This window comes from Bacillus basilensis, assembly GCF_050630465.1.
In the GTDB taxonomy this organism is placed as follows: Bacteria; Bacillota; Bacilli; order Bacillales; family Bacillaceae_G; genus Bacillus_A; species Bacillus_A basilensis.
Genome location: NZ_JBNTQO010000005.1, coordinates 90,261 through 104,563, shown reverse-complemented (window position 1 = coordinate 104,563; position 14,303 = coordinate 90,261). Strand labels below are relative to the sequence as shown.

At 35.6% G+C, this 14,303-nt stretch carries 17 protein-coding genes and 1 other annotated feature; of the genes, 7 read left to right on the top strand and 10 right to left on the bottom strand.

Going from position 1 to position 14,303, the window contains the following annotated elements:
* Positions 1–18 precede the first annotated feature (18 nt).
* The 4 genes from ilvN to ACQVV1_RS12455 all read right to left on the bottom strand — a co-directional run bounded on the left by ilvN (position 19) and on the right by ACQVV1_RS12455 (position 3,794).
* Positions 19–528 carry an acetolactate synthase small subunit gene (gene ilvN / locus ACQVV1_RS12470; protein ID WP_000822948.1) on the bottom strand — a complete coding sequence of 170 codons (510 nt, stop codon included), beginning with the start codon at positions 526–528 and terminating at the stop codon, positions 19–21.
* Positions 525–2,225 carry an acetolactate synthase large subunit gene (ilvB, locus tag ACQVV1_RS12465; RefSeq protein WP_242251112.1) on the bottom strand — a complete coding sequence of 567 codons (1,701 nt, stop codon included), beginning with the start codon at positions 2,223–2,225 and terminating at the stop codon, positions 525–527. The genes ilvN and ilvB overlap by 4 nt, the downstream gene beginning before the upstream one ends.
* Positions 2,226–2,297: 72 nt before the next feature.
* Positions 2,298–2,525: a binding site (T-box leader), on the bottom strand.
* A 16-nt stretch (positions 2,526–2,541) separates the two neighbouring features.
* The gene (ilvE, locus tag ACQVV1_RS12460) at positions 2,542–3,438 is read right to left on the bottom strand and encodes a branched-chain-amino-acid transaminase (RefSeq protein WP_001005497.1); all 897 of its coding nucleotides are present in this window, start codon (positions 3,436–3,438) and stop codon (positions 2,542–2,544) included.
* A 158-nt stretch (positions 3,439–3,596) separates the two neighbouring features.
* Positions 3,597–3,794, bottom strand: a complete 198-nt coding sequence (locus ACQVV1_RS12455; RefSeq protein ID WP_309259883.1) for a hypothetical protein — start codon at positions 3,792–3,794, stop codon at positions 3,597–3,599.
* Between the two features lie 59 nt (positions 3,795–3,853).
* Here ACQVV1_RS12455 and ACQVV1_RS12450 point away from each other — a divergent pair, with 59 nt between their 5' ends.
* Together ACQVV1_RS12450 and ACQVV1_RS12445 are read left to right on the top strand one after the other, a co-directional pair.
* The gene (locus ACQVV1_RS12450; protein ID WP_000752504.1) at positions 3,854–4,093 is read left to right on the top strand and encodes a DUF3911 family protein; all 240 of its coding nucleotides are present in this window, start codon (positions 3,854–3,856) and stop codon (positions 4,091–4,093) included.
* A 125-nt stretch (positions 4,094–4,218) separates the two neighbouring features.
* Entirely contained in the window at positions 4,219–4,458 is a 240-nt protein-coding gene (locus ACQVV1_RS12445; protein WP_063224468.1) for a YkuS family protein, read from the top strand.
* Positions 4,459–4,821: 363 nt separating this feature from the next.
* Here the strand turns inward: ACQVV1_RS12445 and ACQVV1_RS12440 are convergent, their stop codons facing one another.
* Complete coding sequence (locus tag ACQVV1_RS12440) at positions 4,822–4,911, bottom strand: hypothetical protein (RefSeq protein WP_000608225.1); 90 nt, start codon at positions 4,909–4,911, stop codon at positions 4,822–4,824.
* A 108-nt stretch (positions 4,912–5,019) separates the two neighbouring features.
* Positions 5,020–5,487, bottom strand: coding sequence for a GerW family sporulation protein (ytfJ, locus tag ACQVV1_RS12435; RefSeq protein WP_147808844.1), 468 nt, complete (start codon positions 5,485–5,487; stop codon positions 5,020–5,022).
* 264 nt (positions 5,488–5,751) lie between these two features.
* On the opposite strand from ytfJ, the gene ACQVV1_RS12430 reads away from it, so the two are divergent.
* Positions 5,752–6,135 carry an imidazole glycerol phosphate synthase gene (locus ACQVV1_RS12430; RefSeq protein WP_142332721.1) on the top strand — a complete coding sequence of 128 codons (384 nt, stop codon included), beginning with the start codon at positions 5,752–5,754 and terminating at the stop codon, positions 6,133–6,135.
* 33 nt (positions 6,136–6,168) lie between these two features.
* On the opposite strand, the gene ACQVV1_RS12425 is transcribed toward ACQVV1_RS12430, so the two are convergent.
* Entirely contained in the window at positions 6,169–7,512 is a 1,344-nt protein-coding gene (locus tag ACQVV1_RS12425) for a TrkH family potassium uptake protein (RefSeq protein ID WP_242251111.1), read from the bottom strand.
* A gap of 1,194 nt (positions 7,513–8,706) precedes the next feature.
* Here ACQVV1_RS12425 and ACQVV1_RS12420 point away from each other — a divergent pair.
* A complete protein-coding gene (locus ACQVV1_RS12420; RefSeq protein WP_063224472.1) occupies positions 8,707–9,942 on the top strand; it encodes a dicarboxylate/amino acid:cation symporter in 1,236 nt (411 codons plus the stop codon).
* 22 nt (positions 9,943–9,964) lie between these two features.
* On the opposite strand, the gene ACQVV1_RS12415 is transcribed toward ACQVV1_RS12420, so the two are convergent.
* Positions 9,965–10,120, bottom strand: a complete 156-nt coding sequence (locus ACQVV1_RS12415; RefSeq protein WP_000184934.1) for a hypothetical protein — start codon at positions 10,118–10,120, stop codon at positions 9,965–9,967.
* Positions 10,121–10,257: 137 nt separating this feature from the next.
* A complete protein-coding gene (locus ACQVV1_RS12410) occupies positions 10,258–10,677 on the bottom strand; it encodes a MarR family winged helix-turn-helix transcriptional regulator (protein WP_242251109.1) in 420 nt (139 codons plus the stop codon).
* Between the two features lie 162 nt (positions 10,678–10,839).
* Between ACQVV1_RS12410 and ACQVV1_RS12405 the strand changes: the two genes are divergently transcribed.
* Both ACQVV1_RS12405 and ACQVV1_RS12400 read left to right on the top strand, forming a co-directional pair.
* On the top strand, positions 10,840–11,271 hold the full coding sequence (locus tag ACQVV1_RS12405) for a YrvL family regulatory protein (RefSeq protein WP_242251108.1): 432 nt from the start codon (positions 10,840–10,842) through the stop codon (positions 11,269–11,271).
* Between the two features lie 33 nt (positions 11,272–11,304).
* Complete coding sequence (locus ACQVV1_RS12400) at positions 11,305–11,892, top strand: thioredoxin family protein (protein WP_242251107.1); 588 nt, start codon at positions 11,305–11,307, stop codon at positions 11,890–11,892.
* Positions 11,893–11,921: 29 nt separating this feature from the next.
* Here ACQVV1_RS12400 and uppP read toward each other — a convergent pair whose 3' ends face one another.
* Complete coding sequence (gene uppP / locus ACQVV1_RS12395; protein ID WP_063224474.1) at positions 11,922–12,713, bottom strand: bacitracin resistance undecaprenyl-diphosphatase; 792 nt, start codon at positions 12,711–12,713, stop codon at positions 11,922–11,924.
* Positions 12,714–12,895: 182 nt separating this feature from the next.
* Between uppP and ACQVV1_RS12390 the strand changes: the two genes are divergently transcribed.
* Positions 12,896–14,254: an MATE family efflux transporter gene (locus ACQVV1_RS12390; protein WP_242251105.1), complete on the top strand. Its 1,359-nt coding sequence runs from the start codon at positions 12,896–12,898 to the stop codon at positions 14,252–14,254.
* The last annotated feature ends 49 nt before the right edge of the window (positions 14,255–14,303 follow it).

Sequence of the window (14,303 nt, the reverse complement as noted above, 5' to 3'; positions counted from 1 at the left end):
CCCCCTATATTTAAATGATTATTGAATTAACATAACTTGCTTATCTTGCTTTTTCATACTACGCGTAAAGGCCGTTACACCTGTTCTTGCAATTTCTTTCAAACCGTATGGACGAAGTAATTCAATTAACGCTTCTACTTTCTCCTGCGTACCTGTTACTTGCACCACTATGGAATCCTTCCCAACATCTATTACAGCGGCTCGAAACGGTTCAATTAAACTATATAATTCTGCTCTTGCTACTGAAGTTGCTACTTTAATAAGTGCAAGTTCTCTTGCGATCATCGCTTCTTCTGTAATATCTGATACTTTCAGAACATCAATTTGCTTATGAAGTTGTTTAATTAACTGCTCCACTTGCTGTTCATTTTCAACATGTACAACAATCGTCATCCGCGATATGTCCGATGATTCCGTATGACCTACTGAAATACTTTCAATATTAAAATGTCTTCGTGTCATAACACCTGTAATTCGGTTTAACACACCACTTTGATTTCGAACTGTTGCTGTAACAATTCTCTTCACCTTTTTTCCACTCCCTCCATTTGGTGAACACCTTTCCCTGGCGCAACCATCGGCATTACCTTTTCTGATTGAAGTACACGGCAATCAATTACGACTGGCTCTTGTAATTCAATCGCATGCTGTATTCGCTTCTTTGCAAGAAGTGGATCGTCTATGCGAATTCCTTTTATGCCATACGCATTCGCAAGAGCGACGAAATCTGGTTGGCACGGTAGTAAAGAATGCGAATACCTTTGATTATAAAATTCATCTTGCCACTGTCTTACCATTCCTAGCGCTTCATTATTTAAAATAAATACTTTAACGGGTAAAGAATGTTCTTTTAAGACACTTAATTCTTGCAGAGTCATTTGAAATCCGGCGTCACCGACAATTGCAATAACTAGTTCATCAGGCTTTGCAATTTGCGCACCAATTGCGGCTGGAAATCCGAATCCCATCGTTCCTAGTCCTCCTGAAGTTACCCATTTATCTGGAGTTTTGAGCGGATAATATTGTGCTGCCCACATTTGATGTTGCCCAACATCTGTTGTTACAATGGCTTCTCCTTTCGTAATTTCATATAACATGTCAATTGCGTATTGCGGCTTAATGCTCTCCGAAATTCGTTTATAAGATAGTGGATACTTTTCTTTTCTACTCTTTAATAAAGAGAGCCATTCATGATGATTTTCTTTCTTCCCTTCTGATTGAAGTAATACTTCCAATGCTCGCTTAGCACTTGCAACAATTGGGATTTCAGTTGACACATTTTTCCCAATTTCTGCCGGATCAATATCGATATGCGCAACAGTCGCCTCTTTAGCAAAATAAGCTAAATTTCCAGTAAGACGATCATCGAACCTCGCACCTATATTAATGAGTAAGTCGCATTCGTATAACGCCATATTAGCTGTGTAAGAACCATGCATTCCTCCCATCCCTAAAAAAAGTTCATCATCTGGCGGAAACCCACCAAGACCAAGTAATGTATGGACAACAGGGATGTCATATTTACGAGCAAAACTTGTTAATTCTTTCGATGCTTTCGCATGCAATACACCTGCTCCAGCTAAAATTAACGGCTTGTTTGCAGCCCTAATTGCTTGTAATAATTTGTTTATTTGGAGTAGATTCGGTTCATAATTAGGGTTGTATCCTGGTAAATCCATTTGTACATCACTACATCGTTCTCCTTGTTCCACTACCATATCTTTCGGAAGGTCAATAACGACTGGGCCTGGTCTTCCTGTTTTAGCAATATGAAATGCCTCTTTAATAATTCGAGGTAAATCCGAAGCCTTTCGCACTTGATAGTTATGTTTTGTCACCGGCATCGTAAGCCCCATAATATCCGCTTCTTGAAAAGCGTCACTTCCAATTAATGTTGTTGCTACTTGCCCTGTAAATACTACAAGTGGTAATGAATCAATCATCGCATCTGCTAGACCTGTAATCACATTTGTAGCACCTGGTCCACTCGTTGCAATTACAACCCCTGGATTGCCAGTAATTCTGGCATACCCTTCAGCAGCGTGAATAGCACCTTGTTCATGCCTTGTTAAAATATGCGGAATTTCACAGTCATAGAGTGCATCATAAAGAGGTAAAACAGCACCACCAGGATAACCGAAAATCACTTCTACTCCTTCCTTTTCTAGCGCTTCTAACAATAGCTGTGCACCAGTTGCCAGTTTCTCTTCCGTTTTTGAAGACATTGTTCTTATAAGCCCCCTTTTTAAAACTTTTATCAATAAAAAAAATCCTACGTCCACACTCCAGCTATGTGCTGAAGGGACGAAAGATTTCGCGGTACCACCCTTCTTTGCAAGAATACTCTTGCCTCAGTGACCCATAAATGAGTCTAGCTAATAACGGAGCTACCGTCTAAGCCTAGACAAATGCTTTAGCTTAGCACTCAAGGGCGATGTTCGTCGACGTGAACCATCGGTTTTCAGCAACCACCGACTCTCTGTGAGGCTTCACAATCAACTACTCCTCCCTCTCAACGCTTTCTTATGTTATAAAAAGTTGTTATCCAACTTTATTTTCTTCGTAGATCTTCTCTCCATCTTCTATAACTAACTTTCGGAATTCTTCTAATAAACGATTCGTATGTGGACCTGTTTGCCCTAAACCAATCGTTCTACCATCTACTGTCGTAACAGCAATTACTTCCGCAGCCGTTCCTGTTAAAAATACTTCATCGGCTACATATACATCATGTCTTGTAAATAACTCTTCTCTAACGTCATATCCAAGTTTTTCACCGATTTCTAAAATAGCGTTTCGTGTAATACCTTCTAACGCTCCAGCAGAACTTGGTGGTGTAATTAATTTATTTCCTTTTACAATAAATACATTATCTCCTGAGCCTTCAGCTACGTATCCTTGATCATTTAACATAAGCGCTTCTTGTACTCCAGCCAATTTCGCTTCGATGCGAACTAAAATATTGTTTAAGTAATTTAAAGATTTTACTTGAGGCGACAATACATCTGGACGGTTTCGGCGTGTTGCAACTGTTACAACCGGAATCCCTTTTTCATAATATTCTTGCGGGAATAAAGATAGTTGCTCTGCAATTACTACTACATTCGGTTTCTTACAAGAATCAGGATCTAACCCAAGATTTCCTGCTCCTCTCGATACAACTAGGCGAATGTATCCATTAGATAATTTATTTTGTCGAATCGTCTCAACAACAATATTCGTTACTTCATCTAAAGAATATGGAATTTCTAACATGATGGATTTTGCTGATTCATATAACCGGACAAGATGCTCTCTCAAACGGAAAACATTACCGCTATAGACTCTAATTCCTTCAAATACTCCATCTCCATATAAATAACCATGATCATATACTGATACTTTTGCCTCGTCTTTTGGAACAAATTCTCCATTTAAGAAAATCCATTGCTCGTTCACTGGAAAGCGCCTCCTATGTTCTATGAATTTTTTATTGTTTCCTAGTTTACTCTCCTTTCTAAATAAATCAAGTGAATTTTTAGAAAATTTATAATTTTTATTCGTACGTACATCTTTAATTATATTGATTTAACAACATTGTTAACGTTTACAAAAAGTCAAAAATTTTTTTCTCCAATTTCCACTAAAAAAAATATTTGTTTAAAAGAAGGATTTTCTTCAATTGATACGAATCTATTGTATTCAATAAACGGACGTCCGTTTTTACAAATTCGGGAATATACAACGACTTTTGCTGAAAAAGGGGGAAAATAATAAAAATAACGCTGTCTAAAAATAACATTCATATTTTTCATTTCGGAATCATAATCCTATTTTTAAAAAACAATTTGTCAAAATGAAGGAGGAAATCAATATGGCGTGTGTACAAATTAAAGGAACGAGACAAGAGGTAGTAGAAATGCTTCAACTATTTGATCTAATGGATACGAAAGGTTTTTGTAAATTCGATAATTATGTAGAGGTAGAACCAAATAATAAAGAACATAACAATTTTATTGCTTCAATCGACATCCATTCAAATACTTCTTCCGCCCAAGATACTTTAAACGATCAATTCGTAAGCCAAATGCTTACTGGTGTATATAACGACTAAATAAAGTGATACTTTAATCAGACTACCCGTAAATAACAGATAAATATATGCTTCCTACCGTCTTTGCATAAATATATGCGATGTACTTGAGCATACTAGCAACTAGATGGTAGGAGGTGAGAATTATGGCTAGAATCGGCGTTGAAAACTCATTAACAGATGTTCAGCACGCTCTTAAGCAACAGGGACATGAAATTGTTACCCTTAATTCAGAACAGGATGCACAAGGGTGCGATTGTTGTGTTGTAACTGGACAAGATTCCAATATGATGGGAATCGCAGATGCATCAATTAAGGGATCGGTAATTACAGCTCACGGTTTAACAACGGATGAAATTTGTCAGCAAGTTGCGAGCCGCACTTAAATTTATTATAAAAATAGAAAGAGGACTCCTTTTAAAAAGGAGTCCTCTTTTTTATATTCACCTAACGGGAAAGTAACATATACTGGATGAAAGCCCTACCTCTCTCTCATCATTACGGTTCCACTGACCGCTCCTTGATTCACTAGTATACCTATAAAGCCTACAATTATAATTTATAGGGTTTGTTCACAAAAGTTGTTGGTAAGACTACCCGATCTTTCGCAAACTTTTCGTATTATATTCATAAGATTTATTTACTTTACACTAGCTGTAACCGAGACACGAATTAAAATTATAACACCAATATCATAACTCGTCAACATTTTTTACAAATTTAAAACAGACAGTAACGGTTTGTCTGTTTTAGAATGGAGCTTTTTCTTTTATTACATATACAACAAAGCCGCTTACTAACATACATAAGCCAACTACTAAGTTTTTGATATTAATCATAAATTCCTCTCCCTTATTCCACACATCATATATATTTACAGTTCAATTATTCCGATCATCATAAAGCACACTTTCTCCAATATATCATAATTCCTAAAAAATGCAAGTTCACTTTTGACGATTATTTACAAATTTATCTACAGTGCTTGGTACAGTATTTAAAGCCTTCTCAATTAAATGCGTACTACTATTGAGGTGCAATACTTGCACACCGTTAGAACCAACTACTAAAAAGGCAACTGGACTAATAGAAACCCCAGCCCCGCTTCCGCCTCCAAACGGATGAGCTTGCTTGTTCTCTTTATGCTGTCCTTGTCCGTTATTATGTTTTTCGGAAATAAAATCACCTTTAAAGTCACTTCCACCGGCACCAAAACCAAAAGCCACTTGAGATACTGTTAATACTACATTTCCATCAGCTGTTGAAACTGGACTTCCAACAATCGTATTTACATCTACCATCTCTTTTAAATTTGTCATTGCTGTTTTCATTAAATTTTCAATTGGATGTTCCATTATGTATTGCACCCTTTCCTCATTATTCCTTTTTATACTTTCCAAAATAGAGGAAGTCATACTAACTTTTCCTATTTCAAAAAAACAATTTCCTCCTACTAGATGGATATTACTCCCTGTACATACTCGGATAAAGTGAAACTTTAATCAGTGGGGGTTTTCTTCATCCCCACTGATTATTAGACCTCACCAATCGGACTTTTATGGGCAGTTGATCCCCCACCTAACTTCTTTGCTTTCGCTGAATTTTGAGGTGGGGGTCTTACTGCCCATTAAAGCGGGATAAAAAAGATAAAGAGATACATACTACTATTGAACCTTGTTATGAAAGGAGTCATGACTTTGACTGAGAAATTTGATGAGTATAAAAAAAGAGATAGAATAGATAGTGACTATAAAGAAGAATATGCAGCTGAGGTTGCACCACAGCGCATTGATTATGATTACGATGAAAAAGATAATAAAGATGATGTAAGATCGTCTGCCGCTGGATCAACTGCTGGCTTTATCGCTCTTGCCTTATCTATCTTATCACTATTTACCTTCCCAACATTATTTGGTCTTGTTTCTGTATTACTAGGGATTTACGCTTATAATCGCGGAGCTACTGTAACTGGTGGTATCGCTGCGATTGTCGGCGGAATTGCAGCACTCATTGCAATTTTATTCCGAGTAGCGCTTATCGGTTTATTGTTCTCCCTTTTTTAAAAAGAAAAAGGTATCTCGCTTATGCGGGATACCTTATCCTGTAAATACATCTTCTGATGGATATTTTATTTTTTGTTTTGCTGGTCGTGCTAAAGAAAAGACAAGTGTTAACGGTCCGATTAATCCACAAAACATAACAAACATAATAATACATTTTCCAAACGCTGATAACTTGGCAGTAATCCCCATCGTTAAACCTACTGTACCAAACGCTGAGATTGTTTCAAATAGTAACTGAATAAAACTGAAGTTTTCTGTAAGCATTAATACAAATACTGCTGCAAAAATGAGGATTTGACTGGCAACAGCAATTGCTAAAGCTCTCGTTACTGTCGATATTTTAATTGTGCGCTGAAATAAAACGATTTCCTCTTTCTTTCTAAAGAAAGAAAGGACAGATGTAACTAAAATAACAAACGTTGTTAATTTAATCCCTCCACCCGTTGATACACTTCCTGCACCAATAAACATTAAAACCATTGTAAATAATATAGATGACTCTTCCATACCCCCGTAGTCAACTGTATTAAATCCAGCAGTACGAGGAGTAATACCTTGGAAGAAAGAAGCCCATAATTTTTCATTTAAAGATAAATTCCCTAACGTTTTCACATTATTATATTCCAATACAAAAATCACAATCATCGCTATAACATTTAGTGCTACCGTTCCAACAATCATTATTTTTGAATGAAGTGATAGTTTTCGAAAACTACGGCTATACCATATATCAATTAATACAGTGAAACCGAGACCACCTATTACGATTAAAGAGCAAATCCCAATATTAATAATAGGATCTCCTACATACCTTGTTAAATTATCTGGCCATAAAGCAAATCCAGCATTATTATAAGATGCAATAACGTGAAAAATACTATAGTATACACCTTTTCCAAAACCAAACTCTGGAATAAAGCGAAACGATAAAAAGATAACTCCAATAAACTCAATACAAATTGAAAATATAAAGACACGTTTTACTAATTTTACGAGACCACCTATATTTGTCTGATTAAATGCCTCTCCAATTAATAAGCGATGGCGTAAACCAATTTTTTTACCTAATACCCAAACAATTAAAATGGCAATCGTCATAAGACCTAGACCACCTGTTTGAATTAAAAACATAATAACAATTTCGCCAAACATCGTAAACGTACTGGCAGTATCTACTACTCCCAAACCCGTTACAGTTGCTGCTGACGTTGCCGTAAAGAAAGCATCTACCCAACTAATATGTACTTTCGTTGCGAATGGTAACTTTAATAACAAACCGCCAACCACAATTAAGCAGAAAAAGCCTAATGCTAATATTTGTGGTGGATTTAATCGTATAAAACGATTATACAGCCCTTGTCTTTTTGTTACTTCCATATTCACTAACTCCCTTAATAAAGTGCAGCTTTTCCTTCATAAATAAAGGCTTTTAAGAGCCTTTAAATAGTCGGATAAACCTCATATTCTTACAATATAGTTGAGCATAATCCTTTTTTTCATAGATTACAACTTTTATTTATATGCGAACTTCACTTCATTTTATGACGGAAAACTATATATCCTAACTCTACAACTCTTGCAACAATAGTTTCATAAGTACTATTTTTCAAATACCCATATCTTTCACTCTATGTTCACATCAGGGTCACATCTACCTTTTATAGTATACGTATCGAAGTTGTTCCTCCCTAATTTATAAGACATTCCCCAGTGTCTTGAACAACTTCCATCCCTAATTAAATTGACATAAATTGTCCCCTTCCTTAGGCCATCATTTGTGATGGTCTTATTTTTTGTCTACTCTACTACCTTCTATTTAAAATTCCCTCTCTCTTTCACTCTATGTTCACACTACGGTCACACTTACCTTTTATAGTATATGTATCGAAGCTATTCCTCCCTAATTTACAAGACATTCCCCAGTGTCTTTGAGTAGCTTCCATCCCTAATTAAATTGACATAAATTGTCCCCTTCCTTAGGCCATCATTTGTGATGGTCTTATTTTTTTGTTTACTCTATCTTTTATTTAAAACTCCCTCTCTCTTTCACTCTATGTTCACACCACGGTCACATCCATCTTTTATAGTATATGTATCGAAGTTGTTCCTCCCTAATTTATAAGACATTCCCCAGTGTCTTGAACAACTTCCATCCCTAATTAAATTGACATAAATTGTCCCCTTCCTTAGGCCATCATTTGTGATGGTCTTATTTTTTGTCTACTCTACTACCTTCTATTTAAAACTCCCTCTCTCTTTCACTCTATGTTCACACCACGGTCACATTCATCTTTTATAGTATATGTATCGAAGCTATTCCTCCCTAATTTACAAGACATTCCCCAGTGTCTTTGAGTAGCTTCCATCCCTAATTAAATTGACATAAATTGTCCCCTTCCCTAGGCCATCCAATGTGATGGCCTATTTTGTTTTTCAAATACAAAATTTAACTCCTTCTACATTGAAATAGATATTTTTATACGAAATATTCAGAAAATATTGTCAAAATAGGTATTTTTTCGGTACAATTAATGTAGAAAGCTATTTTACAAAAAATAAGGGGGGATTTTATTGAAACAAACAAAAGCAATCTTAATTGCATTATTTCTCGGTCTAGTTGTCGGACTCACTCTAAATTTAGCTGCTCCATCCATTTTTGATCCATTAAATCAATATGTGTTCAATCCACTTGGTCAATTGTTTATTCGACTCATTAAAATGCTAGTTGTTCCTGTTGTATTTATTTCTATCGTACTGGGAGCTGCTGGTCTTGGAGATCCGAAGCAACTCGGAAGAATTGGTTTAAAATCAATTTCATTCTTCCTCGTAACAACAGCAGTTGCCATCTCTATCGCGGTTACATTTGCACTTATTATAAAGCCGGGAGCTGGCGGTAATTTTAAAACAGAAGGGCTTAAGTATGAAGGTGCAAAAACCGAAACATCTTTCGTCGATACATTGCTGAATATCGTACCAGATAATCCAGCAAAAGCAATGGCTGATGGAAACATGTTACAAATTATTGCCTTTGCTGTATTGATTGGACTCGGTATAGCTATTTTAGGAAAACGAGTTCAAGGTATCCATTCATTACTTGAACAGGGCAACGAATTAATGATGTATCTCGTTAATCTCGTTATGAAATTAGCTCCAATCGGAACATTTGGCTTGCTCGCTTCTTCCGTTGGTAAAATGGGTCTTGCAGGCGTCGCTGCGATGTTCAAGTATATGATTGTCGTTATGTTAGTACTCATTATTCACGGGGTCTTTGTATATGGCGGCTTATTAAAGGTATTAGCAAAAGAAAGTATTGTCCGGTTCTTTAAACATTTCGGACCAGTAATGGCAATTGGATTTAGTACATCTAGTTCTAACGCGTCCCTTCCGTTTGCAATGAAAACAGCACAAGAGAAGCTTGGAGTTCCAAAAGCGATCAGCTCTTTTGTCCAACCACTCGGTGCAACGATTAATATGGATGGTACAGCTATTATGCAAGGTGTAGCAACTGTATTTATTGCTCAAGTATATGGCGTTGAACTTACATTACCACAATTAGCTATGGTCGTATTAACTGCTGTACTAGCTAGTATCGGTACTGCTGGTGTACCAGGTGTTGGACTTGTAATGCTGACGATGGTTTTAAATCAAGTAAATCTACCAGTAGAAGGTATTGCCCTAATTATCGGTATTGACCGCATTCTAGATATGTCAAGAACAGCTGTAAATATTTCTGGTGATGCAATTTGCGCAATGATTGTCGCAAAATCAGAAGAAAAATATAATACTGATCAATCTGCAGCATCTTAAATCAAAAAAGGAGTGAAATGATTCACTCCTTTTTTGATTTACTTCCTTTTTTCGAACGATATTCTTTTCCTTTGTTATCATTACCAGTCTCAAATTCAGCACTAAACTCTTGCTGAAATTGCCCTGATCTAGGTGAGCCTTGATTTCCGCTCCCTTTACTACCATTTCGATTTGTCATATTTTTGCCCCCTTTCCTTTACTAGTAGTATGTTACATATTTTCTTTTTTATAATCTTTTACATATGAAAGAAGACCTTCCTCATATAAGGAAGGTCTTCTCCATCACTACGTAAGCGTTTTCTTGGTTGTAATAACTTAAATAAGTTTTTTAGAAATAGATATCATTATATTCATTTCTTCTTCTGAAAGCGTAGAAAATCTTTCTTGTAAATATTGTTTTTTCGCATCTTCCATTTTCGCAACTAAATCTTTTCCTTGTTCTGTAATCTCCAAATATACAACTCGACGATCTGACGTAGAACGTGAACGAGTTACAAAACCTTTATTAATTAATTTTTCTGTAACAGCTGTAATATGACTATTCGACACATTTAACTCATTCGCTACACGTGATACCATTTCTTTATTCGTACGATTCAATATTCTAAGGACGATGAACTCATTCCACGGTATGTAACCACCAAATATTTTTCCAATATCATTACGCATCGTGCGGAACATAGCAAAAACATTTGTCGATAGTTCTTCCATTAATTGTTCTCGATTTTGAGACAACTTTGACAGCCCCTTTTATTTCATTTAGTTAAATAAAAACCTTATTAATAATTTTACATGAAATCTTACTTTTTGTCACTTTATTTTCCCATAATTCGTAGTTTTTTAATATATATTTCATGATACAATAAAGTTGAATTTCCAGAAAAAGGAGTTGGAGTAGTGAGCGAAGAAGACAAATTTTCTAATCTTAATCTAAAAGATAAGACTATTATTATTAGTGTTGTTATTCTTATTCTCATTATATTCTTTGCATTTATATTCTTTGTATATGTAGGACTCTTTCAAATTACAGGTATAGAATATTCATCAAGAACAGCTCTACTACTCTTTTTTTTACTTATTCTTTTATTAGATGGTATTACACATTTTATATTCATTTTCTTTAAAGTGCTCCTACATCCAATGATAACAAGTATGCCCTATTGGCTCTCAATCGCCCTGCTCTCTATCATTGAAATTACGTTAGATTGGTTTGTTATACATACGGCCGACGACTGGATAGAGAGCGTACAACTGTCCAACATAGCTGAGTTATGTGTCGTACTATTCCTTTTCCTATTAAATAAATTATTAAGCGACAATAAAGAGTAAGAATACAAGCTTTTCTATATAAAAATTGGTACAATGAAAACAAATTATACTAAAGAGGTGTTACTTATGAACTTACAACAATGGGCTGATAAAGGCATGTCCTTTGATACATATGTGAATGAAATGAAAGTAAATCAATACGAACTACTGCATATTTACAATAACTTTTTAATTCCAAATGAATTACTTCCTGTATTAGAAGAACGTCAAAATGATGGCTGGCGTGTTATCGTATTAACAGCTGATTGGTGTGGTGATGCTCTTTTATGCGTACCTGTTATGAAACGAATTTCTGAAGTTGCAAATATTGATATGTCATTATTAATTCGCGATGAAAACTTGGAATTAATGGATCAATATTTAACAAATGGAACAGCACGTGCGATTCCAATCTTTATTTTCATTGATAAAGATGGAAACGAACAAGCCGTTTGGGGACCACGTGCTCCAAAAGTACAAGAGTTAGTGACTTCAATGCGCGCTACATTGCCTGAAAAAGAAGATCCAACATTCGAAGAGAAACAAAAAGAAATGTACACTAATTTCCGTGCTACATTAGCTGATGATACTTCTCTATGGGAACATGTAATGGAAAGCATGATGGAAAAAGTAGTAAAATAAAAAAACTGCCGAACTCGGCAGTTTTTTTATTACATAATGAAGAAATAGAATACCGCAGCTAAAATGAAACGATAGTAAGCGAACGGTGTTAGTTTTACACGAGATAATAATTTTAAGAATGAAACAATTGCAAGCATTGCAACAACGAACGCTGTAATAAATCCTGTTGCAAATAACGGTATATCAGCTGCACTTAATATATCCCAGCTTTTAATTAAATCTAATCCACTTGCAGCTACCATCATTGGTACTGCTAAAATGAATGTATATTCAGCTGCCGCTGTATGTGACACGCGAGCTAATAAACCACCACTTATTGTAGAACCAGAACGAGAAAATCCTGGCCAAAGCGCTAAACATTGGAACATTCCGATTGTAAATGCTTGCTTATATGTAATTTCATCTAATGTTCTTGCTGTACTTGGTTTCGAAAACTTCTCAGCAACAATCATTAAAATACCACCAGCCACTAAGCTAATAACAACTGGGCCTGGCCCAAATAAAACTTCTTTAATCGCACTATGGAATAATACGCCAAGTACGCCGGCTGGAATCATCCCGATAATAATATGTAATAGATTTAACGATGGTCCGTCTGTTACTTTCCCTATACCTACTAAAGACCATAGACGTTTCCAAAATATAACAACAACTGCTAAAATCGATCCCAATTGAATAACAACTTCGAAAACTTTCGCTCTATCGTCGTCAAATCCAATTAAATGTCCTGTTAAAATCATATGCCCTGTTGATGATACTGGTAAAAACTCTGTTAACCCTTCAACAGCACCCATGATTATACCAATTAACCAATCAGCCACAAGTAGTGCCTCCTTAATAACGAATATGTAATTTTTCACACCTTATCATAATACCTTATCCCCTTTTAAAGTGCATCCTTTTTTTATTGAATTTACATGTTGTATGCGCGTATTTCTTTTCTATTTTTTGATTAAATTGTATGATAATAAGAGTTTGGTTTTTTTAGCGGAAAGGGGATTTTATGAAAGAAACTAATTCATTCTCACAAAAATTAAAGCAATTTGTATTACTATTTTTCCCGATTTTCGTTACGCAAATGTCATTATTTGCAATGAGTTTTTTCGATACCACAATGTCAGGACATGCAAGCCCTATTGATTTAGCAGGTGTTGCTATCGGAACAAGTATATGGATTCCAGTTAGTACGGGATTAACAGGAATTTTGATGGCCACTACTCCAATTGTTGCACAACTCGTTGGATCTAAGAAAAAAGAGGATGTTCCTCACGTTGTCATACAAGCAGTTTATTTAGCAATTTGTGCTAGCTTCGTCGTTATCCTTATCGGTTTCTTTACTGTTTCAACTATTTTAAATGGCATGCGATTAGAAGAACCTGTAGAACGTATTGCGGCACAATTTTTAAGTATTATCGCAATTGGAATTATCCCTTTATTTACTTACACTGTTTTACGTGGATTTATTGATGCATTAGGAAAAACTCGTACAACGATGATCATTACATTACTATCATTACCCATTAACGTAGTATTAAATTATGTATTAATTTTCGGTAACTTCGGTTTTCCAAAACTCGGTGGTGTCGGAGCAGCAATTGCTTCTGCAGCAACCTATTGGTGCATTTTAATTATTACCGTTATTATTATTCGGACGAAAGAGCCTTTCGCATCTTTCAATATCTTTAAACAATTATATCGTCCTTCTCTTTCGAGTTGGAAAGAATTCTTAAAACTTGGCGTCCCTATCGGATTTGCTATCTTTTTTGAAACGAGTATTTTTGCTGCGGTAACACTTATGATGAGCAATTTTAGTACAACAACAATCGCAGCCCATCAAGCCGCTATGAACTTCGCTTCCTTGCTATATATGACGCCTTTAAGCTTAGCAATGGCAATGACCATCGCTGTTGGATTCGAAGTTGGGGCAAAACGATATAATAACGCAAAACAATATGGATTTATCGGGATTGGCTTAGCACTTGCATTTGCCCTATCGTATTCAATTCTTCTTTACTTCTTTGATGATGAAATTGCTTCGATTTATACGACAGATGTACAAGTTCATCATTTAGCAAAAGAATTCCTTATATTTGCGATTTTATTTCAAATTTCAGATGCAATTGCAACTCCTGTACAAGGGGCACTACGTGGTTATAAAGATGTAAATGTCGCCTTAATTATGACATTGATCGCCTATTGGGTAATCGGTCTACCTCTTGGCTACATATTAGCAACCTATACTGATTGGGCAGCAAAAGGATATTGGATTGGTCTTATTATCGGTCTAGCATTTGGAGCAACCTTCCTGCTTATCCGTCTCTTTCAAGTTCAGAGAAAATATACAACGCAAAACAGCCGCTAATGATATAGTGGCTGTTTTCGTTATGCATATTTTTTCTTGTAACGTATAA

Excerpts from the sequence above, each read along its gene's own strand:
- ACQVV1_RS12425 (WP_242251111.1), bottom strand. The coding sequence starts at position 7,512 with ATGGAAGTAACAAAAAGACAAGGGCTGTATAATCGTTTTATACGATTA.
- ACQVV1_RS12430 (WP_142332721.1), top strand. The coding sequence starts at position 5,752 with ATGAAAGGAGTCATGACTTTGACTGAGAAATTTGATGAGTATAAAAAA.
- ACQVV1_RS12390 (WP_242251105.1), top strand. The coding sequence starts at position 12,896 with ATGAAAGAAACTAATTCATTCTCACAAAAATTAAAGCAATTTGTATTA.
- ilvB (WP_242251112.1), bottom strand. The coding sequence starts at position 2,225 with ATGTCTTCAAAAACGGAAGAGAAACTGGCAACTGGTGCACAGCTATTG.
- ACQVV1_RS12400 (WP_242251107.1), top strand. The coding sequence starts at position 11,305 with ATGAAAACAAATTATACTAAAGAGGTGTTACTTATGAACTTACAACAA.
- ACQVV1_RS12415 (WP_000184934.1), bottom strand. The coding sequence starts at position 10,120 with ATGACAAATCGAAATGGTAGTAAAGGGAGCGGAAATCAAGGCTCACCT.
- ACQVV1_RS12445 (WP_063224468.1), top strand. The coding sequence starts at position 4,219 with ATGGCTAGAATCGGCGTTGAAAACTCATTAACAGATGTTCAGCACGCT.
- ACQVV1_RS12450 (WP_000752504.1), top strand. The coding sequence starts at position 3,854 with ATGGCGTGTGTACAAATTAAAGGAACGAGACAAGAGGTAGTAGAAATG.
- ACQVV1_RS12440 (WP_000608225.1), bottom strand. The coding sequence starts at position 4,911 with ATGATTAATATCAAAAACTTAGTAGTTGGCTTATGTATGTTAGTAAGC.
- ACQVV1_RS12455 (WP_309259883.1), bottom strand. The coding sequence starts at position 3,794 with ATGAAAAATATGAATGTTATTTTTAGACAGCGTTATTTTTATTATTTT.
- ytfJ (WP_147808844.1), bottom strand. The coding sequence starts at position 5,487 with ATGACTTCCTCTATTTTGGAAAGTATAAAAAGGAATAATGAGGAAAGG.